At 71.1% G+C, this 26,692-nt stretch carries 19 protein-coding genes; 9 read left to right on the top strand and 10 right to left on the bottom strand.

Translation table 11 applies throughout. From position 1 onward, the window contains the following. The 7 genes from ACIRQ7_RS07425 to ACIRQ7_RS07395 form a co-directional block, all read left to right on the top strand. The coding region (locus ACIRQ7_RS07425; RefSeq protein ID WP_404260675.1) for a phosphopantetheine-binding protein at positions 1–452 on the top strand (452 nt) is incomplete at its 5' end. Positions 453–642: 190 nt separating this feature from the next. After that, positions 643–5,979, top strand: a complete 5,337-nt coding sequence (locus ACIRQ7_RS07420; protein ID WP_404260673.1) for an SDR family oxidoreductase — start codon at positions 643–645, stop codon at positions 5,977–5,979. 70 nt (positions 5,980–6,049) lie between these two features. Continuing rightward, the gene (locus tag ACIRQ7_RS07415; protein WP_404260671.1) at positions 6,050–7,651 is read left to right on the top strand and encodes an MFS transporter; all 1,602 of its coding nucleotides are present in this window, start codon (positions 6,050–6,052) and stop codon (positions 7,649–7,651) included. A gap of 60 nt (positions 7,652–7,711) precedes the next feature. Further along, positions 7,712–8,332, top strand: a complete 621-nt coding sequence (locus ACIRQ7_RS07410) for an NADPH-dependent FMN reductase (protein WP_404260669.1) — start codon at positions 7,712–7,714, stop codon at positions 8,330–8,332. Positions 8,333–8,394: 62 nt separating this feature from the next. Next, a complete protein-coding gene (locus tag ACIRQ7_RS07405; protein WP_404260667.1) occupies positions 8,395–9,153 on the top strand; it encodes a thioesterase II family protein in 759 nt (252 codons plus the stop codon). Next, positions 9,150–9,875, top strand: a complete 726-nt coding sequence (locus tag ACIRQ7_RS07400) for a 4'-phosphopantetheinyl transferase family protein (RefSeq protein ID WP_404260665.1) — start codon at positions 9,150–9,152, stop codon at positions 9,873–9,875. The genes ACIRQ7_RS07405 and ACIRQ7_RS07400 overlap by 4 nt, the downstream gene beginning before the upstream one ends. 52 nt (positions 9,876–9,927) lie before the next feature. Next, on the top strand, positions 9,928–10,470 hold the full coding sequence (locus ACIRQ7_RS07395; protein WP_404260663.1) for an NADPH-dependent FMN reductase: 543 nt from the start codon (positions 9,928–9,930) through the stop codon (positions 10,468–10,470). Between the two features lie 93 nt (positions 10,471–10,563). Here ACIRQ7_RS07395 and ACIRQ7_RS07390 read toward each other — a convergent pair whose 3' ends face one another. Both ACIRQ7_RS07390 and ACIRQ7_RS07385 read right to left on the bottom strand, forming a co-directional pair. Further along, the gene (locus ACIRQ7_RS07390) at positions 10,564–11,427 is read right to left on the bottom strand and encodes a hypothetical protein (protein WP_404260662.1); all 864 of its coding nucleotides are present in this window, start codon (positions 11,425–11,427) and stop codon (positions 10,564–10,566) included. A gap of 177 nt (positions 11,428–11,604) precedes the next feature. Next, positions 11,605–12,165: a TetR/AcrR family transcriptional regulator gene (locus tag ACIRQ7_RS07385; RefSeq protein ID WP_404260660.1), complete on the bottom strand. Its 561-nt coding sequence runs from the start codon at positions 12,163–12,165 to the stop codon at positions 11,605–11,607. Positions 12,166–12,261: 96 nt separating this feature from the next. On the opposite strand from ACIRQ7_RS07385, the gene ACIRQ7_RS07380 reads away from it, so the two are divergent. Continuing rightward, positions 12,262–12,855, top strand: a complete 594-nt coding sequence (locus ACIRQ7_RS07380) for a DUF2867 domain-containing protein (protein ID WP_404260658.1) — start codon at positions 12,262–12,264, stop codon at positions 12,853–12,855. A 369-nt stretch (positions 12,856–13,224) separates the two neighbouring features. Here ACIRQ7_RS07380 and ACIRQ7_RS07375 read toward each other — a convergent pair whose 3' ends face one another. The 7 genes from ACIRQ7_RS07375 to ACIRQ7_RS07345 all read right to left on the bottom strand — a co-directional run bounded on the left by ACIRQ7_RS07375 (position 13,225) and on the right by ACIRQ7_RS07345 (position 23,216). Further along, a complete protein-coding gene (locus ACIRQ7_RS07375) occupies positions 13,225–13,407 on the bottom strand; it encodes a chaplin (RefSeq protein ID WP_401468926.1) in 183 nt (60 codons plus the stop codon). 340 nt (positions 13,408–13,747) lie between these two features. Next, complete coding sequence (gene sbnA, locus ACIRQ7_RS07370; RefSeq protein WP_404260656.1) at positions 13,748–14,731, bottom strand: 2,3-diaminopropionate biosynthesis protein SbnA; 984 nt, start codon at positions 14,729–14,731, stop codon at positions 13,748–13,750. A 124-nt stretch (positions 14,732–14,855) separates the two neighbouring features. Next, complete coding sequence (gene sbnB, locus ACIRQ7_RS07365) at positions 14,856–15,926, bottom strand: 2,3-diaminopropionate biosynthesis protein SbnB (protein ID WP_404260654.1); 1,071 nt, start codon at positions 15,924–15,926, stop codon at positions 14,856–14,858. Continuing rightward, positions 15,923–16,927 carry a TauD/TfdA family dioxygenase gene (locus tag ACIRQ7_RS07360; protein WP_404260652.1) on the bottom strand — a complete coding sequence of 335 codons (1,005 nt, stop codon included), beginning with the start codon at positions 16,925–16,927 and terminating at the stop codon, positions 15,923–15,925. Before ACIRQ7_RS07360 ends, sbnB begins: the two co-directional genes overlap by 4 nt. A 42-nt stretch (positions 16,928–16,969) precedes the next feature. Further along, entirely contained in the window at positions 16,970–19,525 is a 2,556-nt protein-coding gene (locus ACIRQ7_RS07355) for an amino acid adenylation domain-containing protein (protein ID WP_404260650.1), read from the bottom strand. A gap of 5 nt (positions 19,526–19,530) precedes the next feature. Further along, positions 19,531–22,047, bottom strand: a complete 2,517-nt coding sequence (locus tag ACIRQ7_RS07350) for a Pls/PosA family non-ribosomal peptide synthetase (RefSeq protein WP_404260648.1) — start codon at positions 22,045–22,047, stop codon at positions 19,531–19,533. 371 nt (positions 22,048–22,418) lie between these two features. Continuing rightward, the gene (locus ACIRQ7_RS07345; RefSeq protein WP_404260646.1) at positions 22,419–23,216 is read right to left on the bottom strand and encodes a helix-turn-helix domain-containing protein; all 798 of its coding nucleotides are present in this window, start codon (positions 23,214–23,216) and stop codon (positions 22,419–22,421) included. 253 nt (positions 23,217–23,469) lie between these two features. On the opposite strand from ACIRQ7_RS07345, the gene ACIRQ7_RS07340 reads away from it, so the two are divergent. Continuing rightward, complete coding sequence (locus ACIRQ7_RS07340; RefSeq protein WP_404260645.1) at positions 23,470–25,185, top strand: dihydroxyacetone kinase family protein; 1,716 nt, start codon at positions 23,470–23,472, stop codon at positions 25,183–25,185. Positions 25,186–25,419: 234 nt separating this feature from the next. Here ACIRQ7_RS07340 and ACIRQ7_RS07335 read toward each other — a convergent pair whose 3' ends face one another. Beyond that, positions 25,420–26,670: an ATP-grasp domain-containing protein gene (locus ACIRQ7_RS07335; RefSeq protein ID WP_404260643.1), complete on the bottom strand. Its 1,251-nt coding sequence runs from the start codon at positions 26,668–26,670 to the stop codon at positions 25,420–25,422. Positions 26,671–26,692 lie beyond the last annotated feature (22 nt).

Genomic DNA, 26,692 nt, shown 5'->3' with positions numbered 1-26,692 from the left:
ATCTGGAGGCGGATCTGGGGATCGATTCGTTGAAGCGTGCGGAGATGTTGGGGAAGGTGACGGCGCATTTCGGGTTGGGGGAGTCGGCCGAGGACGGTCGTTTCATCGCTCAGTCCACGCTGGCCGATCTCGCCGGCCTCATCACCGACGTCCGCGGTGACGCCCCGGCGTCGGTGGTTTCTGCCGGGTCGGTGTGGTCGGTGGGTGAAGTGCTGGAGGAGTTGCGGGAGTTGTATGCGTCGACGCTGGGTTATCCGGTGGAGGTGATCACTGGTGATGCGGATCTGGAGGCGGATCTGGGGATCGATTCGTTGAAGCGTGCGGAGATGTTGGGGAAGGTGACGGCGCATTTCGGGTTGGGGGAGTCGGCCGAGGACGGCCGTTTCATCGCTCAGTCCACGCTGGCCGATCTCGCCGGCCTCGTCACCGCCGTTCAGGCATCCGCGCGCTGATCCAGGGCCTGTCGTGGGGATCACGCCGGGCTCGCGGGGTCCGGCACGCGCATCTGCCGCGTTGTCGGTTGTCGTCAATCAGCAACGCTCCGCGTTGCCTCAATCCTCCGCCTTGCAGCTGCACGCACCGGACCCCGCTCCCTGATCCGGCGTGATCCAAACGACCGACCCTAGCAACACAGGAGCCAGCATGTCCCTCGATCTCACCGGCCGCACCGTCCTGGTGGTCGGCGCCGGCCGCGCCCTCGGCACCTCCGTGGCGCGGCACCTCACGCATCTGGGTGCGCGCGTCGTGACCTGCGAAGCGCCGGACACCACCCGGATACAGGCCGCGCTCGACCGCGCCGGCGTACCGCACGGCCCCGTCGACGCGCTGGTCAACGCTGTGGCCGGCGAGCAGCGACTGCGCGACGCCCGCACAGTGACGGCCGCCGCCCTCGCGCTGATGGCGCAGCGGCGGCACGGCGCTGTCGTGCACGTGGCCACCGCGGCGACGGCGCAGGGCCCGGTGACGGAGCTCGTACGGGAACTCGCCGGCGGAGCACCGGACGGTGTCCGCGTCAACGCCGTGGTCCTGCACGACACCGAGGAGCAAGCGGCGCAGGGCCTCGCTCAGCTCGCCGGGTTCCTGGTCTCCGACGACGCCTCGTCCGTCGACGGCCGGACCCTGGCGCTGAGCGGAGGCCGGGCCGATACGGCACCGGCCGACGACGCGGTGGTGGTCGTCGGCATGGGCCTGGCCCTGCCGGGAGCAAGCTCGCCCGAGCAGTTCTGGGACCTCCTGAAGAGCGGTGAGCCGGTGTTCGGCGAACCCGGGGACCGGCTGGACCTGGAGACGATCTGGTCCGCGGACGCCGCTGCCGAGGACAAGACCTACTCCCGCGTCTCCGGTTTCATGACCGGCTTCGTCCCGCACCCGCGGTTGCGCCAGGAGATGGAGGCCGGGACGTTCGACAGCGGGGAATTCACCGCACTCTGGCTCCGTCACTCCCTGCTGAGCGCCACCGAGAAGGTCACCATCCGCCCCGGCGACCGGCAGTTGTTCGCCGTCGGCCTCACCCCCGACGGCAGCCACCACCTGGAACACAGCCTGGTTTCGGCCGGGGTGCGCGGCATCCTCGCCGAAGCGGGGACGCAGGTGCCGGAGGCGTTCCGCTCGCTCTACCCGCTGGCCTCCGACTCCCCGGAGGACGTGCTGCCGTACCGGATCGCCCGCATGGCCGCCCCCGATCTGCCCGATTCCGCGGAGATCGTCGTGGTGGACACCGCCTGCTCGTCTTCCCTGTACACCGTGGACCTCGGCGTACGGGCGCTGCGCGCGGGCGAGACGGATGTGGCCCTGTGCGGTGGGGCGTTCGCGCTGAGCGCCCAGAATCTGGTGCTGTTCTCCAAGCTCCGCGGCCTGTCCCGGTCCGGCCGGGTACGCGCCCTGGACCGGGATGCCGACGGTGTGCTGTTCAGTGACGGTGCCGCCGTGCTGGCGCTGAAGACGTACGCGAGGGCGCTCGCCGACGGTGACCCCGTCCTCGGCTTCGTCGCCGGGTTCGGCGGCTCGTCCGACGGGCGGGGCAAGGCGATCTACGCTCCGAACGCCGCGGGCCAGACGATCGCCCTCGACCGGGCATGGCGGGCCGCCGACGTCACGCCCGAGGACGTGGACTGGATCGTCGCGCACGCCACCGGCACGCCGACCGGTGACCGCACCGAGATGACGGCACTGACCCGGAGCGCGGGGCCGGCCAAGACGTGGACCATGACTTCGAACAAGTCGCTGGTCGGCCACGCCGGCTGGGCGGCCGGGGCGGTGTCCGCGATCCACGCCCTGCTGGCCATGCGGCACGAAGTCATCCCGGCGCAACGGCAGTTCCGTGAGCTGCCCGAGGGAGTGACGACGGCCGTCCACGTGCCGACCGACGATGTGCCGTGGCCCGCCGCACCCGGGCGCCCCCGCACCGTGGGGGTGTCGGCCATGGGCTTCGGCGGGACCAACGGCCATCTCGTCCTCACGGATCAGCCCCCGTCGCCCGGCGCGGTGTCCGCCCCGAAGCCGGAGACCGCCGAAGACGACCCGATCGTCGTCGTGGCTCAGGGCACACACCTTCCCGGCGATCCCGGCCGTGAGCGGCTCGCCCGCTGGCTCGCGGGGGGCACGGCCGACTGGCCGTCGTCCTTCGGCGACGCCTACCCGCTGCCGTCCCCGGTGGAGGCCAGGCTGGCCCCCTCGGCGATCGCGGCCATGGACCGCAGCCAGCTGATGGCCCTGCGCTGCGCGGACCTCCTGGCCGGGGAGTGGACCAAGGACGCGCGGCTGTGCGCGAGTACCGGCGTACTCGTCGGCCACACCGGGCCCACCAGATCCGCGCTCGCCTACGACCTGCGCTGCTACCGCGAGGACCTCGTCACCAAGCTGACCGGGCCCGCCGGCATCCCGTCCGGGACGCTCGACGGCGCGGTGCGCGCCATGACACCGCCCATCAACGAGGACGCCTATCCCGGCCTGATGCCCAATGTCATCGCGGCCCGGGTGGTGCAGCGGCTGGACCTGCACGGGCCGAACATGACGCTCGACGCGGGCCGGGACTCGACCAACTCCGCGCTGGTCACCGCCATGCGCTATCTGCGCGACGGCGACATGGACCTGGCCGTCGTCATCGGCGTGAACGCCACGACGGAACACGTACCGCGCCCCGGCGGCACCCAGAACGCGGAAGCCGCCGTCGGATTCGTCCTGACCCGGCTGAGCGTCGCCCGGGACCACGGCATGACCGTGCTGGCCCGGATGGAGCTCGCCACGCCGGACGCACCCGCCGACGGACCGGGAAACGAGCCCGTACGGGACCGCAGCCACCGCGGCGCCGAGGGCGCCGTGGCGCTCCTGCGCGCCTTGCATCGCACCGGGCGGCAGACGGTCATCCGGCCGGTGGAGGACCACCACACACCCGCGATCGTGGTGACACCCGAGCCGTCGGCCGACGCGCCCCCGCACGGGGAAGCGGGGGAGTCCGGTGCGCTGAGCGGCCACCTCGCGCGGCACGCGCTCGCGCTGCGCCCGGTCGCCGCCCGGAACGTCCGCCCCCACCTGGCCGCGCTCCCCATGGGGAGTCTGGTGCTGACCGACGATCCGCGCCTGCTGAGGGGCGTCGGCATGCCCGCGGACTGCTTGATCGTCGCGCCGGGCACGGCACCACGCGAGGCCGCCCTGCCCTTCCCGGTGACCTACCTCGACGCGCCGGAACGCCTGGAAGCGCTGCTGACGGAGGACGGCCGGAAGTTCGCTCAGATTCGCGTCATCGTGGGCGGAACGCGTGCCGGCGCCCTGAGTGGGGACGTCCCGAAGCGCGTGCTCGACCTCCACGACCTGGCCTTCCTGGCGGCCCGGCACTGTGCCGCGCCGCTCGATGACGGCGGCTGCCTCGCGGTACTCGCCCTGGCCGCCATGGACGGTGCGACTCCCGCCCCGGCCGTGGGCCTCTTCGGCGGACTGGTGCGCAGTCTGTCCCAGGAGCTCTCCGGCTGCCTGATGTTCGCGCTGGTCACCGATCGCGAGGAGGCGGCGGCCGGGCTGGCGCTGCTGGCCGGCGAATCGGGCGCCCACCGGTACATCCCCATCGCCTATCACGTAGGCGGTGTGCGGCTGGAACTGATGCTGCTGCCGGTCGAGGCGGCGCCGGACGGAGCGGGGCTCGGCCTGCCGGACGACCCGGTGATCGTCGCCACCGGTGGCGCGCGCGGCCTCACCGCCCACCTGGTGCAGGTACTCGTGGCCGACCGGACACCCCGCAGCGTCTGGCTGCTCGGGACGGGCCCGGCGCCCGATCCGGCCACGGCCGCCACGGCCCTCCTGCCGCGCGCCGACGCGCTGCGGGAGTTGATGGTGCGCCACCCGTCCGAGACTCCCGCCGCGCTCAGCCGTCGCTACGACCGTGCCGTCCAGCAGCTCGAACGGGCCGGCACGCTGGAGGACCTGGAGCGCTCGTGCGGTGCCGCTCGGGTCCACTACCGGCAGTGCGACGTCCTGGACGAGGGCGCGGTGCGCAAGGTGATGGACGAGATCCTGGCCGTGGAAGGCCGGGTGGACGTGCTGGTGCACGGCGCCGGCCTGGCGCGCTCCGCGGGCCTCACCCGCAAGAAGCTCGCCGACTTCCGGGCGGTACGGGATGTGAAGGTGCGCGGCTACGCCCACCTGCGCGCCGCCCTCGGGGACCGGCGCCCCGCCCTGTGGTGCAGCGTCAGCTCCGTCTCGGCGTTCACCGGGCTGCGCGGCGAGCCCGACTACGGCGCGGCCAACGAGTTCCTGCTGCTCGCCGCGGCGCATGCGCGGACGACCGAGGGCTCGGACGAGGTCGCCCTGGTCTCCGGACTGTGGGTCGAGTCGGGCATGGCCTCGGCCGACACCCCGGGTGGTGCCTTTCTGGCCAGGCAGGGAGAAATCGGCCAGATGTCCGACGCTCAGGGCCGCGAGTTCTTCCGCACCGAACTGACCGGCCGGGGCAGCCACGGCCTGGCGACGACCTGGATCGGTGACGCCGACTGGATGACCCTGCAGCGCAAGGCGCCCGGCTTCCGTGCGGCGTGCGAGACGGCCGCGCAGGGCGCGCCGGAGCCGCCCCGTGCTCCGGCGGCCGCTCGACGTGCCTTCCTGACCGGGCCCGCCGAGTACGACGGCGAGGTGGCGACCTGGACCTGTGACGTCGGCCTCGACGAGCACCCGTACCTGCTGGAACACCTCGTCGACGGCCGGCCGACGGTGCCGGGCACCTTCATCCTGGAGATGGCGGCCGAAGCGGCGGCCGAGCTCGCTCCGGGCCTGATTCCGGCACGCATCACCGACGTCGTCCTGTCGCAGTTCATCCGGGCCGCCCGGCACCGCTGGCCGCGCACGCTGCGGGTGTCCGCCCTGCGCGACGGCGATCAGGTGCGGGTCCGGGTCAGCTCGCCCGCGGCCGGACCGGTGCCCGAGCGCGAGCACACCCGCATGGTGGTGCACCTCGCCGCTGTGCTCCCGGATCGTCCTTTGTGCCCGCCGGTCCCGCCCGGCAGTTACGATGCCCCGAACACGTACGAACTGCCGGGCACACCAGTCGAGTTGAGCGGAGTGTTCGGAGCGTTGCGCTGCCCGAGGACGGCAGCCGACGGCGGCTCGGCGGATCTGCGACTCACCCTTCCGCCGGGCGGTGGCGTGTTCTCCCGCTTCCTTCTGCCGAGCATCGCGCTCGACTGCCTGTTGCGCACCTCCGTGCTCGACGGCCGGCAGCCGGGCGACGTGCCCGTGATGGTCCCCACCCGGCTGGCCTCGGTGGACCTCTACACCCCGGCCAATGACGTGGCGCTGGCCGAGGGGTGGCCGGACGGGCTGGTACTCCGTCACTGGTTCGACCCCGCCACGGGCGAGGAGCGCTGTGCCGTTGCCGGCCCCGACGGGCGCGCCCTCATCCAGGTGACCGGCATCTCGGGAGCGGAGAAGGGCTCGTACGACCCCGGTACGCGGACATGGCGTTCCGGGCCCGTACCGAAACCCCACGGCTGAGTCCGTGGGACCGCAATGAGTTGAGACCGAAGGCGGCACGGATGTGGCGCCGATCAGTGAGGAGAGCGTGATGTCAGCAGAAGCAGTCGTCGGCAATCAGGCGGAGGACGGGCCGCCGGCCGGCCGCGCACGGTCATGGACCTTGGCGCTGGCCTGCGTCGCGATGTTCATGCTGATGCTCGACGTGACCGTGGTCAACGTCGCGTTGCAGGACCTTCGTACGTCGCTCGGGGCGGACTTCTCCGACCTGCAATGGGTCATCGACTCGTACACCCTGACCCTGGCCGCCTTCCTCCTTACGGGAGGGTCGCTGGCGGACCGGCTCGGCCGCAAGCGGGTCTTCAACGCGGGCCTGGTCCTCTTCACGCTGTCCTCGCTCGCCGCCGGTCTGGCGCAGGACGTCCTCGCCCTCAACATCGCCCGCGGCGTGCAGGGCATCGGCGCCGCGGTGCTCTTCTCGGTCGGGCCCGCCCTGATCGGCAACGAGTTCCGTGGCAACGACCGGGGGAAGGCCTTCGGCGTCTTCGGCGGCATCGCGGGTCTCGCCCTGGCCTTCGGGCCGCTGGTCGGCGGATTCCTCACCGATGCGCTCAGCTGGCGCTGGATCTTCCTGGTCAATGTGCCGATCGGCATCGTGGCGCTGATCGTCGGGGCCCTGCGCCTGCGCGAGTCGCGTGACCCGGTCCCGCACAGCATCGACTGGGTGGGCATGGTGAGCTTCGGCCTCGGCCTCACCCTGCTCGTGTTCGGCTTCCTGCGCGGTGAGTCCTCCGGCTGGACCAGCGCCCCCATCCTCGGGTCGTTCGCCGGGGGAGTCGTTCTGCTCGTGGCGTTCGTCGTCGTCGAGAAGGTGCGCGGCGAGCGGGCCATGTTCGACCTTCACCTCTTGCGGACGCCCACCTTCACCGGTGTCTGCCTGGCCACGCTGCTGTCCAACGCGACCAGCCTCGCCGCGGTCTTCCTGCAGATCTCCTACGTGCAGAACGTTCTGGGCTACTCGCCCTGGGACACCGGAGTGCGCTTCATGCCGATGATGATCACCCTGTTCATCGTCGCCGCGGTGACCGGCGGCCTGCTGGCCAAGGTGGCACCCGGGGTGCTGATCGGCCTGTCCATCGGCTTCATCGCGGTCGGCATGGGCCTGATGGTGCTCGTCGAACCCGGCAGTTCCTGGACGGCGATGCTGCCCAGCATGATCGTCACGGGTATCGGCATGGGCCTGTTCAATCCGCCGCGCGCCGCGGTCACCATCGGCGTGGTCCGACCTGAGAAGGCCGGTATGGCCTCGGGCATGGGGGAGACCTTCCAGCAGGTCGGTGTCGCCGTCGGCGTCGCCGCCTTCGGTGCCCTCTTCCACCACAAGGTGGTCGACACCTTCGCCGCCTCGGGTACGGGCACGAAGCTGGGCGGGCAGGCCGAGGAGGTGGGCCGGCAGGTGGCCACCGGCGGTACGTCCGGCCTCGCGGACGCCGTGCCGTCGGCCCTGCTGGGTCAGGCGACGGCGGCGGCCCGTTCCGCCTTCGTCGGCTCCCTCGCCGACGTCATGGTCGTCTGTGCCGTGGTCGCCGCGGTCGGCGCGGCCATCGCCTTCTTCTGCATCCGCCGCCGCGACCTGCACGAAAGCGCGCAGAGCACGACCGTGGCCCCGACCTCGGAGGCGGTCACCGCCTGACCACGGCGGCGTTCCCTGAGCATGCCCGTAAGCCTGACGAGAGAATTGGGGCGAATCCCTGTGCAGCAGACCGTGAAGGTGGTCGGAATCGGGGGTTCGCCCCGGCCGGACTCGACAGCCGAGCGGGCACTTCGCGTGGTCCTGGCAGCAGCGGAGCGACACGGCGCGCAGGTGTCGCTCATCGGCGGTGCCGAGCTGGTGATGCCGCTCTACGACCCGCGGACCGAGATCCGCTCGCCGCGGGCACTGCGGCTGGTGTCCGAGATCGCCGGCGCGGACGGCCTCGTACTCGCCAGCCCGGCCTACCACGGAAGCGTCTCCGGGCTGGTGAAGAACGCCCTCGACCACGTCGAGGAACTGCGCGACGACGCCCGCCCGTACTTCAGCGGACGGGCCGTCGGCAGCCTTGCCGTCGCGCAGGGCTGGCAGGGCGGTGTGTCCACGCTTGCCGCGCTGCGGGACGTGACCCACGCGCTGCGCGGCTGGCCCACCCCGCTCGGTGTGGTGGTGAACAGCGCGACGGCCGGCTTCGGACCGGACGGCAACTGCTCCGATCCGCATGTGCAGGGCCAGTTGGAGACCATGGCGGCGCAGGTGGTGGGCTTCGCCCGGATGTACGCCCGCGGCACACCGGCACCGGACGTCGCCGGCATCGCGGCTCTTTCGCAGGCCGGCGGGTGAGGCCGCGCAGGGTGCCCCCGCTCCCGACCCGAGGGCCCGGACGCCCGCTGGCACACGGCGCCGTGACCTGCCCGCGCCCCGTACCGGGGGCTGCGCTGCGCCTCTTCCTGTTTCACCATGCGGGGGGCTCACACCTCCTCTACAAGGACTGGGAGCACGCGTTCCCCGCCGACTGGGAGGTGTGCCTGCTGGACGCCCCCGGCCGTGGGCGGTCGCACGGCATACCCCTGATCGGCAACAGCGACGAGCTGGTGGCCTACTTCGCCGGCGAGATCCAGCGATGGACGGACCGCCCCTTCGCCTTCTTCGGGCACAGCATGGGTGCTCTCGTCGCGTACGAACTGACCCGGCATCTGGCCGAGGAGGGGCGCCGCCTGCCCGTCTGGCTGGGCCTGTCCGCCTGCGGCGCGCCGCAGGCCGCCGGCGGCGAGAGAAGGGCGCGCCACCTCCTGACCGACACCGAACTGCGGAACTGGCTGCGGTCGGTCGGCGGCACGCCCGATGCGCTGCTCGACGAGGACGGGATGTGGCGCTTCTTCGGCCCCACCTTCCGCAACGACTTCGCTCTCGTCGACACCTGGCAGCCGGTGGTGGACGCGGCACCGCTCCCGGTCCCGGTGTCCGCGTTCGGCGGTGACGACGATCCGGTGGTCGGCCCGGAGCGACTGGCCGCCTGGTCGGACCGGACGGAGCGCTTCCTCGGCCTGAACCTCTTCGGCGGCGGGCACTTCTACCTCGGCCACCACCAACGGGCGATCACACGGCGCATCACGGCGGCGGTGTCCACGGCACGTCGGGCGGCCCAGGAGCACATGGCGTGACGGCGATCGACACCGTCGTGCGGCAGCTGCGCCTGCCGGCCGTGGAGAGCGAGAGCGATCTCGCGCTTCTCGACGCCGCGGAGCGGAACAGGGCCGACCGCTACCGCAGGACCGAGGACCGGGTGTCGTTCGTCGCGGGCCGGGCCGCCCTGCGCCGCGTCCTCGCGGACCGGCTGGGTTTCGCCGCCGACCGGATCGTCTTCGGGCGTAGCCCCTGCCCCGGCTGCGGGAGCGCGGACCACGGACCTCCACGCATCAGCTCGCCCGCCACGCCCGTCACGTTCAGCTTCTCGCGCGCGAAGCGGCATGCACTGGTGGCGGTGGCCCCGTCAGGGCCGGTGGGAGCCGATATCGAAGTGCTGCGTCCCATCGATGTCCGGGAAATGGCCGGCCAGTGCCTTTCGCCGACAGAGGCCGCCTACATTCTGCGACTCCCGCCGGAGGAAGGCCTACGGGCCTTCTACCGCGCCTGGGTGCGCAAAGAGGCGGTCACCAAAGCGGTCGGCGTCGGCATCGTGCTGGACCTGAGGACCGTCGAGGTGCGTCCTGAACGTCCGGGGGCGGTGACGGTCACCTGCGGGGCAGGGGCGGGCCCGGTTTCCTGGACGGTGACCGACATGGACGGCGGTCCCCGGGTGGCCGCGGCCCTCGCACTGCCGGATGCCGGGCGACGGCCCCAATTCATGCGCGATGCTGGGGACTTCTCCCCACGTAATACGTGAACGGTAAACGAAGACGTGAACGGTAAGACGTGAACGGCAAGAAAGGAACCAGATGAAATTCGTCGCCTTCTCCGGGAGCCTGCGGACCAAGTCGCTCAACACCGCGGTGGTGCGTACCGCTGCCGAACTCTGCCTCCCGCCGGTGTCGATGACGATCTACGAGGGGCTGGGGCAGCTGCCCTTCTTCAACCAGGAAGTGGAGAGCGCGGGCCCGCCGCCCGAGGTCATGGAGTTCCGCGCCCTGTTGGAATCCGCCGACGCGGTGCTGATCTCCAGCCCGGAGTACGCGCACGGCACGTCGGGCGTGCTGAAGAACGGCCTGGAGTGGGTGGTGGGCGGGGGCGAACTGACGGACAAGCCCGTCGCCGTGGTCACCGCGTCACCGTCCATGACAGGCGGTGACAGAGCTCAGGCCTGGCTCAAGGAAACCTTGTTGATCATGGGCGGGAAGGTCCTTCCCGAATCACTCCCCATCCCGCTGGCCAGCATCAAGATCACGAACGGCCGGGTCAGCGACGAGGAGACCCGGGCAGCCCTGCAGGAGGTTCTCGCGGCGATGGCGCGAGCGGCGAAGGAAGGGGGCACCGGGGACTGAGCCGGGCGGCCGGACACCACCGGTCCGGCCGCCCGAGTGACGCCCTCGCTTCCACGACGACCGCGCGGCCTACGGATCGAGGGCGTCGGCCGCTCAGCGCTTGCCGATGTCCTTGAGCGGCAGCCCGCCACCTGCCAGGACCACCTTGGAGAAAGCGCCGGCCAGTTCGGTGAGCCGACGGGTCCCCGCCGCCCCCAGATGCTCGTACGGAGCGACGTCGAGGCGGTCGGTATCGGCCTCGATGGCACGACGCAGTTCCGCACCCTGCTCGGTCAACGCGCCCTCGGCGTCGAGAATCCCGCGCTCCCGCAGGCGCTCCCGCGCCGCGGCCCACTCCTGTGGCGACCAGCCCCGCGCGGACTGGAGGTAGGCAGGCCGCCAGTTCGTGCCGGTGGCGGTATGGGACACCAACGCCTCCAGCCCGTCCAGACCGGCTTCCGACAGGGCGATCACATGGCCGTCGCCTCGGTGCTCCCGCAACAGGGTCGTGGCGTGCCACAGGGCCAGGTGCGGAGCGTCGGGCACCGGAAGGTCGGCGTTGGCGGAGTACAGCGGCCGGCCGGGCCGGCGACAGCCCTCGGCCGCCCGGAGGGCCAACTCGGCGGTCTCCGCCATTTCTTGGGAGGAGATCGCCTCATGCCCCAGCAGCCGGGTGAGGTACGCACCCGTGATCCGCAGCCGGGCCTCCAGGACAGCGGCAGGTGCGGCGACCTCCCAGGCGCGCGGGAGGTGCCGTGCGACGAGATCCGGGTGGAAGTTGTAGAAGGCGGCGGTGACCACCCCGGAGCCCACCGACCCGAACGGCGCCGCCCGCCCGGCCAGGTAGGCCATGGGGCCGTGCTCCAGCCCGAGCGCCGCATAGGTGTCGTCGTGCTCGGGTGAGAAGTAGTACGCCGCGTGGACCGGATGGTGAGCGTTGTAGCAACGCCGGGCCTCGCGCGGGGATATGGCCGTCATGACGCTCACATTACGGGGCAGATGATCCGCACGGAGCCCGTACGGAGAGCGCACGCCCCGCCCCGTGCCCGGCGGGTGGGCACGACATCGTTTCGTGCGGCATACGGGACCCAACGGGCTGCACATCGAGGACGGGTCCGGTCGATCGGGCGCCCCGGGGGCACGAGGGCGGGGCGGCTACTCCAGCAGCCGTTGGCTGATCAGTTCCATCACCTCCGCGCGGCTGCGCGTGCCGTTGTCGGCGGCGTTGAAGTGGTTGCCGATGCGTACCGAGACGGCGAGCAGGCAGCGGACCTCGACCTCGTCCTCGTCGGGGCAGAAGGCGGAGAACAGGGAACGCAGGTAGTCCATACGGCGGTTGTCGACGCGGCGCAGACGCTCGGCGACGGCCGTGTCGCGGCGGGCCCAGTCGCGGATCGCGATATCGGCGGTGGTGCCCCGCACCGGCCCGTCGGTGCCGGCCGCGACAAGGGCGAACAGTCGCTCCAGTCGGGCCCTGGCGTCACCTCCGCCGCTGTCCACCTGCTCGATCACGCTCTCGGCGACCTCGTACTCCCAGGTGTCGAGCATTTCCGTGAGCAGCGCGTCCCGGTTGCGGAAGTACCCGTAGAAGCCCCCCTTGCTGACGCCGAGTGCCTGCGCCAGTGCCTCGATCCGGACGGCTTCGGGCCCTCCTGCGACCAGTGCCCGCAAGCCTTCCTCGATCCACTTTCCGCGTGGTGTGCGGGTCGTGCCCATGCTGTGCGCCTCCTCACGTCCCGTCGAGTATACGGCGGCGTATAGGTGGGTCTATGCTCGATCTATACGCCACCGTATAGATATGGGGCCCTGCTGATGCGACTTCCCCGAACCGCCCACACCGACCGCCCCTGGCGGATCCACGAGATCACCGGCGACTTCACCACCGAGGACGTCTGGGTACTGCCCACCCCCGGCGGACCCGACGACTTCGTGTGGTTGGTGCGCCAGATGGCCGAGGGACTCCGAGGCGGGGTGCGCGGAGAGGGAGCCGTTTCCCGCGCGCTGTTCGCCATCCGGTGGAGGCTGGGAGCGCTGCTCGGCTGGGACAAGCCCGGAACCGACACCCAGCCGTGCCTGCGCGACCGGTTGCCGGCGGACCTTCGTGACGGCTCCCGGGGTCCCGACCTCGGCTCGTCGCCGTTCACCTCCGTCTATCAGCGGGACGACGAGTGGGCCGCCGAGATGGGCAACAAGACCGTGCACGCCGTGATGCACATCGGGTGGGTCCCGGACGGATCCGGCGGATACCGCGGCCAGATGGCCGTCCTGGTGAAGCCGAACGGGTTGTTCGGCACGCTCTACATGGCCGCCATCAAGCCCTTCCGGTACCTCGGGGTCTACCCGGCGCTGCTGCGCTCCATCGGCCGCGAGTGGCAGGCGAACGCGGCCGGCCGGCGCGTGCGCTGACCGGGGCGCACGTCGGTTCCGCCGGCCCTCCCCGCACGGCGAACGGCCCGGAGGCACGGGATGGCCTCCGGGCCGTTCGTGACGGCCGCCCCACGGTCCGACCGCGGCCCGTACGCCTGCGATCGCGCCTCCTCATGCCCAGACGCGTCACCCCGCACAGGGGTGGTCGAAGAGGGAACCGCAGGCCGACGACTTGAGCCTGACTCAACTCGCCGCGGGAGCGCATGCGTGGCCGCAGGCCGTGGGCAGCACGCATCAGGCAGCACGCGCGGAAGGTGCCGAAGAGCAGGCAGCAGGCTGCCACCGCGGATTGCGCGGTGGCAGCCTGTCTGCGTGGCAACCGTCAGCCGACGGAGCGGCGAGCGTCCGTCAGTGGGCGACGCAGTTCCCGTTGGTCGAGCTGAGCAGCCCGATGATGCTGATGCCGCACGCGTTGACCGGGACGTGAATCAGCGGCGGGGGCGGCGGGTCGGCCGCCAGGGCTTGTCCGGCGCCACCGAAGAGGGCAACACCGGACAGGGCTATGGCCGCAGCGATAGTACGCAGACGCATGAGGAGATTCTCCTTTGTTCGGGGCTGGTGCCTTCTAATCCACCGCATCCGCCGGTGTCTGGCGACTCTTCAAGCCCATACAGGTGATCCGTTCGGACGCGAAGAACACCGGCACTCGGCACCACGCGCGCGGCGTGTCGAGCACCCGGGCAGGTTTCGGAAAGGACACGGCAGGCCGGTTTCCGGGCGGAGACATGCGCACTGAGCTCGGACTTTCGCTCCCGGGCCCGGGAGGGTGCCGGGAGCGGGACAGGCTTGTGGCAGCCACGGAACCCGGGCCGGCTCCGTCGCAGGCCCAGATGGGGTGCCCGCCCCCGGCGTGGCGGTACGGGAGCGGGGCCTACCGGGATTCGGCCGGGGTGGACCCCTCGGAGTCGAGTACGTCGTCGCCGTACAGGCCCCGGACCCAGTTGGTCTGGTAGACGGTGTCGAGGTAGCGCTCACCCAGGTCCGGAGCGATGGCCACCGCCGTCAGCCCGTGGGTGTCGTGGCGGGCCAGCCAGTCCATGGCGCCGCTGACCACGGTGCCGGTCGAGCCGCCGAAGACGAACCCACGTCTGGCCATCCGGTGGCAGGCGCGGACGGTTTCCGCCTCCTCGACGCGTACGGCCTCATCGACGAAGGAATCGTCGAGCAGCGGCGGACGGACGCTCATGCCCAGGCCGGGGATCATGCGGCGTCCCGGTGGGCCGCCGAAGCTCACCGAACCGGCGCTGTCCACCGCGACGATGTGTACGTGCCGGTCCCACTGTGCGAAGTAGCGGGCGCAGCCCATCAGCGTCCCTGTGGTGCCGGCCCCGACGAACAGCACGTCCAGCTGCGGGAACGTGCGGGCGATGGCCGGCGCGGTCCTGCGGTAGTGCGCCTTCCAGTTGGCGGGGTTGGTGTACTGGCTGAGCCAGACGCACCGGTCGTCGGCGGCGCACAGGTCGCGGACGTAGTCGAGCCGTGCGGCGAGGTAGCCGCCCGGGGACTCCGGCGCGGCGACGACGTGCACCTGGCTGCCGAGGGCTTCCATCATCAGCCTGGTCGTCAGATTGCAGCGGGAGTCCGTCACGCACAGGAAGTGGTAGCCCCTGCTCGCGGCGATCATGCTCAGGGCCACGCCGAGATTTCCGGACGAGGACTCGACCAGGACGGAATCCGGTGTCAACGCGCCCTCCCGCTCGGCGGATTCCACCATTTCGGTCGCGGCCTTCAGCTTGATCGAACCAGCGAAGTTGAAACCCTCGCATTTGAGGAACAGCGATTGTCCGAAGACCGACCGCAGGTCCACATAGAGCTCTTCCTCGTTGAAGGCGTCGGGGACGGATATGACGGGCACGATGGTCTCCTCCTCTGGGCACAGCACCTTCGGATTCCTTCCGACGGTGGCGGCGGGTCTGTCAGATGTGCGGGCCGGGGCCGCGACGGCTTGGCCGTCGATCTCGGGCTGGGGCGGGGGCCGCTCAGCCGTACCGGCGTAGTTCGTGGAAGAAGTTGTCGATGGTCCGCAGGTCCCCGGAGCGGGCCACCTCGTCGTAGACGTACTTGCCGACCGCGAGGTCGAGCACCCCGAGGCCGAACGGGGAGAACACCGCGGGACGGTCGGCCGGCACCGTGGCCCGCCCGGCCATCACGTCGTCCAGCGTGCCGTGCAGGAAGTCCCTGTTGCCGGTGAGCTGTTCGGTCAGATGCGGTGAGGTGGCGGCCCGGAGGCAGTGCTCGATGTCGTCGACGATGTTGGTGGATGCCAGCAGGATCCGCGGCGCGAGGTCGCGCAGCGAGACGTGCAGCACGACCGGGTTGTGCGCGAACCAGGAAGGGTCGCTGACATGCGGCTCGGCCGCGACGGTGGCGAAGACCACCAGATCGCTCAGGCGGACCAGGTCCTCGGCGCTGTCGTGCACGGTGATCCGGGACGTGGTGCCCGACTGCTCCAGGTAGAGGCGGAAGCCTGCCGCGCTGTCGGCGGACAGGTCGTGCACACCGATGTCGTCGAACGACCAGCCGGTGCCCTCCAGGAAGGTGTGGATGTAGCGGGCGATCAGGCCCGTCCCGATGAACCCGACGCGCAGCGGGCGGGGGCGGCCGCGGCTGAGCCAGTCCGCTGCGGACGCTGCCGACGCGGCGGTTCTGCCGGCGCTGATGATCGAGCTCTCCAGGCAGGCGAACGGGTAGCCGGTGGCCGGGTCGTTGAGGATCAGTACGGCCGAGGCCCTGGGGATGCCGGCCGTCACGTTTCCCGGGAAGCTGGAGATCCACTTCACCCCGTCGACCTGTGACCCGCCGCCGATCGAGGCGGGCAGCGCGATCATCCGGGAGGAGGGGCGGTCGGGGAAGCGGAGGAAGGAGGACGGCGGGTTCACCGAGTCACCGGCGGCGTGCAGCCGGTAGGTCTCCTCGACCACCTCCACGATCTGCTTTTCCCGCCCCCACAGCGCCTCTTGGACCTGCGCTCCTGGGATCACCGCGAACGGCGGCACGGCGGGTTGCCGGGGCATGGCGGACTCGGTTGCGGGGGAGCGGACGGTGGTCATGAGACGGTCACCTCGATGGTCGGTGAGCTGTCGGTCAAACGCAGCGGGCCGGACATCGCCACGACGACATCGCGCGGCCCCTCGTAGGGCTCCCTGCTGTGGGCGGTGCGGATGTTGTCGACGAGCAGCAGGTCACCGGCCTGCCACGGCCGGCGCGCGGTGTGCGCGTCGTAGACCTTGTTGATCAGTTGCACGGTGTCCTCGGTGAGCGGATCGCCGTTGCCGTAGCGGGTGTTGAACGGCAGCCCGTCGGCGCCGTACTCGTCGATGAGGTACTCGCGTACCTCGGGCGCGATCGTCCACTCGTTGAGGAACGCGATCTGGTTGAACCAGCAGCGCTGCCCGCTGACCGGGTGGCGGGCGACGGCACTGCTGTGCTGCCGGGTGCGCAGTGCACCGTCGCTCTGCCACGCGAACCGGATCGAGTGGGCACGGCAGTAGCGCTCGATGGCGCCGCGCTCATCGGTGCCGAACGCCTCCGTCAAGGAGGCCCCGATCTCGTCGTTGTAGCTGCGGGTCAGCAGCCAGCCCTCCCGCTCGAAGCGCTCGGTCAGTTCGGAGGGCAGCGCGTCGAGCACGGCCGCGGCGTCGGCGACCGCGGTCGCCCCGCCCTGCGTGGGTGCGGTGAGACATGCGAACAGCAACAGGCCGGGGAACTCGCGTGTGTAGCTCAGCTCGTGATGCATGCACATCGGCTGGTTCGGGGGCCAGGCCGACGAGGAGTAGACGCCCGTCGAGTAGGTCTGCCGGGGGGCGAAGGCCTCCCGCTCGGTCACCGGCTCGGTGTCCAGCCCGGCAAGGAGCGCGCTGACCTGGGCCGCGTCGTGCAGCCCGAGACCGCGGACCAGGACCGCGCCGTGCGCGGTGACGGCGGCGCGCAGGACGTCTCGGCATCCGGCGGCCCAGTCCGCCGGGTCGGCAGCGGGCTCGGCCCGGAGCACCGGGGGCAGGCCGGCCTGCAACTCCAGGTCCGGCGGTGAGGTCGGCAGTGACGACAACATCGTGTTCTCCTTTCGGTTCTCTTCGCTTCGGTTCGGGTCCGGTCAGCGCGCGGCCGGCCGGTCCCCTACGCCGTGCTGTGCGGGTGCGAGGTCCGGCCCCGGCGGCGTCCGCGGCGGCTGGGACGTGCGCGGGGAACGCTCATCGACCAGGCGGGCCAGGTCGGCGAGGACCGGGTGATGAGTGAGGTCCTTGGGGGAGACCACACGGTCCAGGGCGATCGCGACCCGCACCGCCGACAGTGAGGTGCCGCCGAGGTCGAAGAAGTGGTCCTGCCGGCCGATCCGGTCCAGCGGGGTGCCGAGGGTCTTGGCCCATGCGGCGGCGAGCCGCAGTTCCGTCGGGGTGCCGGGCGGTTGGCTGCCGGACTGGGGCGTGTCGGTTTCCGTGGCGAGTGCGGCCAGCGCCTTCTTGTCGATCTTGCCGTTGGCGGTCAGCGGCAAGCTCTCCCGCCGGTGGAAGGCCGCCGGAACCATGTAGGCGGGCAGCGACCCGGCCAGGTGGTCCCGCAGGGCGTCCGCCGCCAGCGGGTGCCGCGCGGTGTAGAAGGCCACCAGGCGCGGGCTGCGGCCGGTGCCTCGGGAGACCACCACGGCACCGTCGCGGACGCCGGACACCCGCAGCAGGGTGTTCTCGATCTCGCCCATCTCGATACGGAAGCCGCGGATCTTGACCTGTGCGTCCCGGCGGCCGAGGAACTCCAGCTTCCCCTCCGGCTGCCAGCGGCCGTAGTCGCCACTGCGGTAGAGCCGGTTGCCCGCGCGGTACGGATCCGCGGTGAAGACGGCCCGGGTGCGCTCGGGATCGTTGACGTATCCGCGGCCGACGCACACCCCGGAGAAGGCGATCTCACCGGATGCGCCCAACGGCACCGGAGACAGCCGCTCGTCGATGAGATAGACGCGCACATTGCTGATCGGACGGCCGAGCGGGATCCGGTCGGTGTCCGGCACCCGGTCCATCACCTCGTGGTGGGTGTCGTCCGAGGTCTCGGTCAGGCCGTAGGCGTTGACCAGCCTGATTCCGGGCGCGGCCGCGAACCAGCGCTGGACCAGTTCCTTCTTCAGCGCCTCGCCGGTGACCGACACGCACCGCAGATCCGGCAGTTCGCGGGGGTGCTGCTCCAGGAAGGACAGGACGACGTCGAGGTAGGACGGCACCACCTGGAGCACGTCGGCCCCGCCGCTGACGAGGGTGTCGAGGAACCGCCGGACGTCCAGGATCGCGGCCTGCTCGACCAGCAGGGTGCGCCCGCCCGTGAGCTGCGCGGCGAGCAGTTGCCACAGGGAGATGTCGAAGCACTGAGGCGCCGTCTGGGCGACGACGTGGCCCTCGCCGATCCCCAGATCATCGATCTTGGCGTAGAGGTGATTGAGCATCCCCTCGTGCTCGCACATCGCGCCCTTGGGCTCTCCGGTGGAGCCGGAGGTGAAGTAGATGTAGGCAAGGTCGTCCGGGGCGACGCGCACGCCGGGGTCGCTCTCGTCGCGGTGGCTCTCGCATGCCGCGTCGATGAAGAGCGTCCGGACCCCGGGCAGTTCGGCCACGGCCTGGTCGAGGGCGGTGGCGCTGCACGGTTCGGTGAGGACGAGGGCGCACCCGGCACGGGTGAGCATGGTCGCCATACGGTCGGCCGGGAAGTGCGGCTCGATGGGCAGATACACACCGCCCGCCTTGAAGACCGCCAGCGCAGCGGCCATCCAGTCCAGACTCCGCTCGGCGACCACCGCGACGACGCCTTGCCGGCGCAGCCCTCGTGCCAGCAGGGCGTGTGCCAGCCGGTTGGCGCGGGCATTGAGCTGCCGGTACGTCCACCGCCGGTCCCCGTGCACGGCAGCGATGCGGTCGGGGTGCGCCCGCACCCGCCGCTCGAACAGCTGGTGGAAGCGGAGCGCGGGCAGTTCCCGCCGCGGTCCGGCGAACCCTTCGAGCTGGAGGCGGAGTTCCTCGGCGGACAGCAGGGTCTGCTGCCCGTGCGCGGCATCCGGATCGGCGACGATCAGGGCGAGCGCGGTGAGGTGGTATCCGGCGATCCGGGCGGCGCAGTCCCTGTCCAGCACGTCGGTCCGGTAGCGCAGCCGCAGTACGTGGTGGCCGTCGCGGCGGGCCACGGCCACCCGCAGCACGGTGCCCTCGGCGGTCCGGCCGCATCCGGTCGGGTCGAAGACGAACTCGGGCGGGGAGCAGGGCCCGCCCTGCCTCTCGCCGGCATCGTCGGCGGCGGGTTCTGCGTGCGCCAGGAGGCGGGACTCGGCCTGATGGGTGTCCGCCAGCAGCGTCCGCCAGGACGTGGCAGCGGTGGTGAGCCGGCAGGGCAGCGGGCTGCCGTTCTCCGCGCCGGTGTAGTGGGTGGCGACCTCGCGGTCACCGGACAGCGTGCTCAGAACCTTGGCGTGCGCGGCCAGGAGCACCGAGTTGAGGGTCACGCCGGTCTCGTTCGCCAGGTGGCCGAGCTGCGTCATGAGGTGGTCGGGGGCCGCCGTCTCGTGCTCGGCGGTGCCGGGCCGCGGGGTACGGGTCCAGCGCGGAACCGCGGTGAACTCCCCGGCGGTGAGCTGGTCGCTCCAGAATTCCTCGTCGGTCGTCGTAGCTGTGGTCATCGTTCTCACCTCCACTCACCGCCCTCGGACCGGCCGCTCTCCCGGGCCGGATTCCCTCCCCATCGCGCGTGGCGCGGGACGGTTTCGCCCTTCATGAGAAAGGAGTCGGGGGCGAGGACGGCGCCCTCATCGATCGTCACGCCGTAGTGCACGAGGGCGCCGACGCCGAGGGTGCAGCCGGAGCCGACCGCGGTGCGGTCGGACTTGAAGGTGCCGTCCTCCTGTGAGTGGCACTGGATGACGCTGCCCATGTTGAGCGTGCAGTCGTCCCCGATGGCGACCATGGAGCGCTCCGTCAGGGCGCACCCGTCGTCGAAGACCCGCTTGCCGAGCCGGACACCCTGCAGGCGCCAGATCAGGTTCTTGAACGGTGTGCCGTTGAAAATCCGCACGTACGTCTCCGACGGCACCTTCCAGAAGCGCTCACGCCGCCAGAAGCGGAGGTCGTAGATGGAGCAGAACAGCGGGCTCAGGGGGTGCAAGGCCGTGACGGCCCGTTCGACCAGCACGAAGTACACGGCGCTGAAAACAATGACCAGGACATTGGCCAGCGCGATCGCGGTCGTTCCGAAGGGCTCGTAGAGCTCTGCCGCGACCGAGACGAGCAGGGTGACCAAGAAGAAGTAGAGCCACCGCACCAGCAGGTACCAGGCCATGGTGGCGGCATTGTGCCGGTTCTTGGCGGGGAGCCGGCGGCGCAGTTCCTCGCCGCTCTTGAGCTCGTCGAAGCTGCTGTCGCGCAGCACCGACCGCGGTATCTCGAAGCTCGGCGAGCCGAGCAGCCCGACCCCCTCGCGGACCTTCCCGTCGACCGGGACCATGACCTTCGTCGCGAGGAGGCAGTTGTCGCCGGTCCTGCCGCGGGTGGGGTAGGCGATCCGGTTGCCGAGGAAGTTGCGCGCACCGATCGATGTGCGGGCGACGCGGAACGAGGTGCTGGAGAAGTCCGCGTTGTTGATCGACAGTCCGTCGGCGACCATCGTTCCGCTCCCCACGGAACTCAGGAACGGTGTTTCGTGCTTCACCGCCGTGCCGAAATTCGACCCGGTCTGCTCGACCCGGGAGAGGTCGTATCCCAGGCCTCGCAGGTAGTGGACGATGCCGGAACTGTCGCCGAACAGCTGGGTCAAGAACCTCCGGTTGGTGAGGAGCGTGATCACCCGGTGCGCCCCGTAGTGGAAGCCGTAGAGGGGATAGACCTTGCCCGGTGTGATGGTCCGGTGGAGCAGACGGGGAACGGTGGCCATGACGACGAGGCCGACGATGACGGCGCCGAAGAAGAGCACCAGGGAGGCGGCCAGCGCCTCGACGTAGAACGTCCAGTTCGTCAGGGCAGCAGGACCGGGCTCCAGCGTCGCCGCGAGCTGCGGCGCCTGGGCGAGCAGAATGCCCACGCCACCGACCGCCAGCGGCACGTACAGCAGCAGGACGGCCAGCAGTTGCAGGACGCTGTGGAGCGCCCTCCGCAGGGAACCGCAGCGGGCCGGGCCCACCACCTCGTAGTCCGCCTCGGCCCGGCGCGCCGGTGACCCGTGCCAGTGCTCGCCGTCCGGCACCGCCTGCCCGCTGTGCAGGGAGGAGGCATGGCCGAGCTGGGCGCCGTCGCCCAGCGAGCTCCCGATGTCGAGAACGGTGGCCTCGCTGACGACCGCGTGCTTGCCGAGGGTGACCGGGCCGGTCTGGATCAGACCGGCCCGGGCCCGGTAGCAGAGGAAGAAGGAGTCCTTGCGGACGACCGTGCCGTCGCCCAGGGCGAGCAGGTCGGTGCACACGGGCACATTCCGGGAGAAGACGGTGACGCCCTTCCCGATTTTCGCGCCCAGTGCCTTGAGATAGAGCGAGTAGAGGGGGGAGCCGACGAACAGGACCAGCGGGTCGGACCGGATGAGCGTCTTGATTATCCAGAACCGGACGTAGTCCGGACTCCAGATGCGGATCGGCCGCGGCGTCCACCGGCCGATGAGCGTCCATTTCGCCACGATCGGGAAAGCGCACAGAAAGAGGAAGCCCGCTGTGCCGAAGAGCACGGAGCGCAGGTACACGTCGAGGACGCCCGACCCGGCGGAGATCCAGTCATAGCCCCGGACGGTCACCAGCGCGACGAGGTAGGAGTACCCGAGGAACGTCAGCAGCTGGAGCGCTCCGCACCGCACGTACTGCGCGGTGTTCGTCGGCGCCGCCGGCGTCGGTGCCGGTGGTTCGGCCGGGGGAGCGGGCGCGGAGTCCGCGCGCGCGGCCGCGAGGCTTCTGATGGTGGGGTGTCGGTAGACGTCCTTCATCGACACCGGCGGCAGGTCCGCGCGTTTCCTGATCCGCGCGCAGAAGTGCGCCATCACCATGGAGTCGGCGCCGAGTTCGTTGAAGAAGTGACTGTCGACCGCCACCTGCCCGACGTGCAGGACGTCGGCCAGCTCTGCGGCGAGCACGCTCTCGACACCCACGGCCGGAACAGTGAGACGTTCCCTGTCCGTTGTGGATTCCGCGGGGTCGGAGGTCAGTGTCCCGACCGGTTTTCCCACCATGTGAGCTCCCTCAGGAAGCGCCGACCGCCATCGCCCGGCGCACCTGGCGCCGGGGTCCGTGAGCGGCAGTCGGACATCATGGCCTTCATTCGATGCCGGTACCGGTAGGGATTGGTATGTCCGGGAATCATCTCTTATGTCGGTCATGCATCTCGAAGGCTGGACGCCGGGTGCGTCGGACCCGCGCCTCGCAGCGACATCCGGATCCGTCCACGGGTCCGGACCCGTGGACGGGGTTCACGTTCGGAGGCGGCCACGGGACGTGACCAGGCGCTTTCCATGTTTCCGAGACGGCGCTGAGGCGCCAGCCCGGGGGCCGCCGACGGCGGCTTCCGGTTCAGGAGTGCGGTGCGGTGTGCTGCGGCACGGGGTCAGCGGAAGGTGATGGACGCGTCCACGGGAGTGAGGACGAACCAGCGCAGCGCGGTGTCGTCGAACCGGGTGTAGGTCGCGAGGTGTACGTCGATCGGGTCCGGCGCGACCAGCGGGAAATACATCGGGCGCGCCTCGTCACCGGGGCAGTCATCGACCTCGGCGGTGCCGGCCCACAGCTCGGCGACGCCGGTCTCGCGCCGAACGGTCCGCACCACTTCTTCCAGGCGCGGGTTGTCCGGCCAGCGTTGCCAGGCGAGGCGCAGCTCCGCGAGCAGCGGAACGGCCCACCTGGTGTCCCAGTCGCGCAACTGGTATCCGGCCTCCGCGGAAAACGCCCAGGTCATGGCGTTCGCGTCCGGGTGGGCCAGCCAGGGGCAGTGACGTGCCGCCACGGCGTTGACCGCGACCACGTCCCATGCCTGGTCGCAGATCCAGCTCACCCGGCGCTGCTGGTGCATCAGGTCCAGCAGCGCGGCGTCCGGGCGGCCGCCGGCCGCCCCGCGCTGCGGCGGCTGGTGGCCGGTGCCGCGGTGGAGGGCGGCCGTCTGCCGGGGGGAGAGGTCCAGGATCCGTGCCACGCCGGCGATCATCTCCGGCGCGTACCTGCGGTCCTCCCCTCTCTCCAGGGCCCGGTACCAGCGTTCGGAGACGCCGAGCAGCAGCGCCATGTCCAGTTGGGTGAGGTAGCTCCGGTGGCCGCGGAAGGGAATCGTTCCGGGCAGCAGGGCCGGGTCTCTCGCCATGCGCCAGGCGCGCAGCATGCGTCCGAGGTCTTCGCGTCGCGCGTCCAACATCGTAAAGACCTCGCAAAGATGAGGCTTCGGGGCGGGGAATGCTGCTTGTCCTGCGCGGTGGCTCGCCCGGACGGGAGCAGGCTGACAGCGTCGCACACAGGAGTGCCGACCGGAACTGCATAGTTCCGGTACCTCAGGTTCCGATCTTGTGGCGCGCGGGGCGTCCATGGTGAGCGCCGCACACCCGGCACGGTCCAGCGAGCCCTGTGACCAGGCCGTCCGCACACCTCGGAAGATCAACGGAGATTCCTCGATGAGCTACTTCCTGCCGGAGAACGACCCCGTGCTGACCGCCGCCCGAGGACTGGCCCTTGCTCATACCGGCATGATCGAGGTGAACACCAGCCCCTTGTACCTGCGGGCGAGCGCCCCGCACCCGGACCGCAGGGTCGGCCTGGTCTCGGGCGGAGGCTCCGGGCACGAGCCCCTGCACACCGGACTGCTGGGGCGTGGTGGCCTGGACGCCGTCTGTCCCGGTGAGATCTTCGCGTCGCCGCACAACCGGCAGATCTACGAAGCGAGCGTGGCGGCCGCAAAGAGCGACGGCGTCCTGCACATCGTCAAGAACTACACCGGTGACGTGATCAACTTCCAGATCGCGGCAGAACGCCTGCGGCACGACGGCATTCCCGTCGCCACCGTCCTCGTCGACGACGATCTGTCCACCGACAGCACGGACAGCGCGACCGGCCGCCGAGGGACCGCTGCCACGGTGGTCGTCGAAAAGCTCCTCGGCGCGGCCGCCGACCAAGGGGCGACCCTGGAGGAACTGGCCGACCTCGGCCGGCGGATCGTCTCCCGGTCCCGCAGCATCGCGGTCGCCGCCCGCGCCCATACGTCGCCCACGACCGTGAGCCCCGCCTTCACCCTGAGCCCGGACACCCTGGACTACGGCGTCGGCATTCACGGCGAACGCGGCACCTGCACCATCGCCCGTCCCGCGGTCGGCGATCTCGTCCGGCGGATGACCGACGACCTGCTGGAAGCCCTCCCTGAGGGGCCCGGCGAGGTGCTCGCCCTCGTCAACGGGCTGGGCGCCACCACCGAGTTGGAACTGCATTCCCTCAGCGTCCTGTGGAACGACGAGCTCACCTCCCGCTCCGTCCGGCCCGTCCACGTCGTCGCCGGCACCTACACCTCCGCCCTGGACATGGCCGGTTTCTCCCTGACCCTGACGCGTCTGGAGGAGGGCTGGTCCGACCTGTGGACCGCCCCCACCCTGACCCCGCTCGTCCTGCCCCGCCCCGCGCTCACCCCGGATCTCTCCGCACCGGCGCCCCAACCGCCCACGGACGCCCCGGCACGCACCCCGCGCACCGACGGAAGCCGCACTCTCCTCGACCGCTACGCGCTGACGGTCACCCAGGTCCGCGACAACCTCACCCATCTCGACCAGCTCGTCGGCGACGGCGACTTCGGGGACAACCTCGCAGGCGGCGTACGGCGTGCGGTGAAGCTGGCCGACGAGTCCACGCCGGACGGCATGACCGCGCTCGCCGATGCCTTCCTCAACGACGTCGGAGGGACCAGCGGTCCCTTGTTCGGGCTCCTCTTCCAGCACTTGGCGACCGCCTCGCCGAGCGACGGCCAGCCGCCCTCCCTCGCGGCCCTGGCGGAGGCGACCGAGGCCGGACTCGCCGCCATTCACCGGGTGGGCGGCGCCCGCCCCGGCGACTGCACGCTCGTCGACGCCCTCGCACCCGCCGCGGAGGCGCTGGCCGCCTCCGCCCAGGACCCGGCCGCCGAGGCCCCGCTCACCGAAGCGGCCCAGGCCGCCATCCGCGGTGCCCTGGCCACCGCGTCCCTGCGCCCCCGGCGCGGACGCGCCAGCTACGTGGGTGACCGCGCCCTCGGCGTCCCGGACCCCGGCGCCCTCGCCGTGGCCCTGCTCTTCATGGCCCTGGCGGACCTCCACGAGCCCGCCACCGCCCCGCGTCTGCCGGCTCCCGGCTACATCACCCTGCACTGACCGGACCGGCCGAGCACCGACGCCGCGCACCACCCCGCGGAGCACCGCAGCCGATCTCACGGATGACGGTGCCCCGCAGGGTGGTTGGCGCGGCAGCACCGCGCGGCCCCTACGGAACGGTCTACCGCGCCGCCGCTCGACCTCGATCCGCCGGTGACGGGCCCGGCGGACCGCGGCGGAGTCATCGCCGAAGGCGGTCTCGGCCTCCGGTGCACCCAGGAGTGGTCGGGCCGTTCACCACTGGGTGGCCATCTCCACGGTGAGGGAGCGCAGGGCCGTCTCCGCTGCGGTGTTGACCTCCGCGGCGGTGTCCGCACGGAGCATGATCTGGCCGATGCGCCCCATGTTGTCGTGGGGGCTGCCGACTTCGTCGCCGGGCAGCTTCGCCATGACGGTGGCGATGATGTGCTCGCCCTGCGGCAGGGGGCTGATCCACCGGATGATGCCGGCCTGCGGGGCGGTGACGAAGCGGATGGCGGCGGCCGACTCGTGTGCCGGGGTGAGGTCGGGGCGTTCGCCCAGGGTGGTCTGGAGGTAGGCGCGTGCGACGTCGATGCCGAGCGCTTCCTTGACCAGCCGCATGATGTGGTCGCCCGGGGGCCTGGCGCCCACCTCGATGATCTTCGGTTGTCCCTGCGGGTCGATCTTCACCTCGGTGTGCGCGATGCCGTTGCGCAGTCCGAGCGCGGCGAGGGCTCCGGTGACGGCGGTACGGACGGCCGCGCTCAGATGCGGGGGCAGCTGGGCCGGAACGGTATGACCGAGTTCGGCGCGGCTGGGCCCCTGGGCGGTGAACTTCTCGGTGAGCGTCACGTGGTGGGCCGCGCCCTCGACGGTGATCGTCTCGACGCTGAACTCGTCGCCGTCCACGTACTCCTGGGCCAGCAGGGTGGTGTCCAGCGCGATGCCGTGCGGGTGCTTGTGCGTCTGGGAGCGGGCGAGCCGCACCGCGGCGGGCAACTCCTCGGGCGACCGGACGACCGACACCCCGATCGACGCCGCGTTCTCGGCGGGCTTGACGACGAGGGGGTAGACCAGTCCGGCCTCCGCGATCCGCCGGACGAGGGCGGGGTGGTCGGACGCGACGACGGTGCGGGGGCACGGCACGCCGTGGGCGGCGAAGACTTCGGCCATGAGCTGCTTGTTGCGGCAGGCGTCGGCGAGGTCGTCGCGATGGCCGGGCAGCCCCAGCTCGGCCGCCAGCCGGGTGGCGAGCGGTGCGAGGAACTCCCAGCAGGGGACGACGGCGTCGATGCCGGTGGAACGGCAGAAGGCGGCCAGCTCGGCGAGGGCCGCCTCGGGGTCGCGGAAGTCGGTGAAGACGGGGGCGGTGATCTTCGACCGCAACTCGGGCCGGTAGGACGCGTACAGCTCCTCGTGGGTGGCCACGTACGCCTCCAGGCCGAGATCCGCGGCGGCGGTCAGCAGGTCCTCGCCGGCGGCGACATCGGCTTCGATCAGCAGGACTCTCTTCACGGTCTGCACGGTGGGGTTCCTTCCGGTCGCG

This window comes from Streptomyces sp. NPDC101393 (assembly GCF_044767385.1).
Classification (GTDB): Bacteria; Actinomycetota; Actinomycetes; order Streptomycetales; family Streptomycetaceae; genus Streptomyces.
This window is presented reverse-complemented; position numbering and strand designations above follow the sequence as displayed.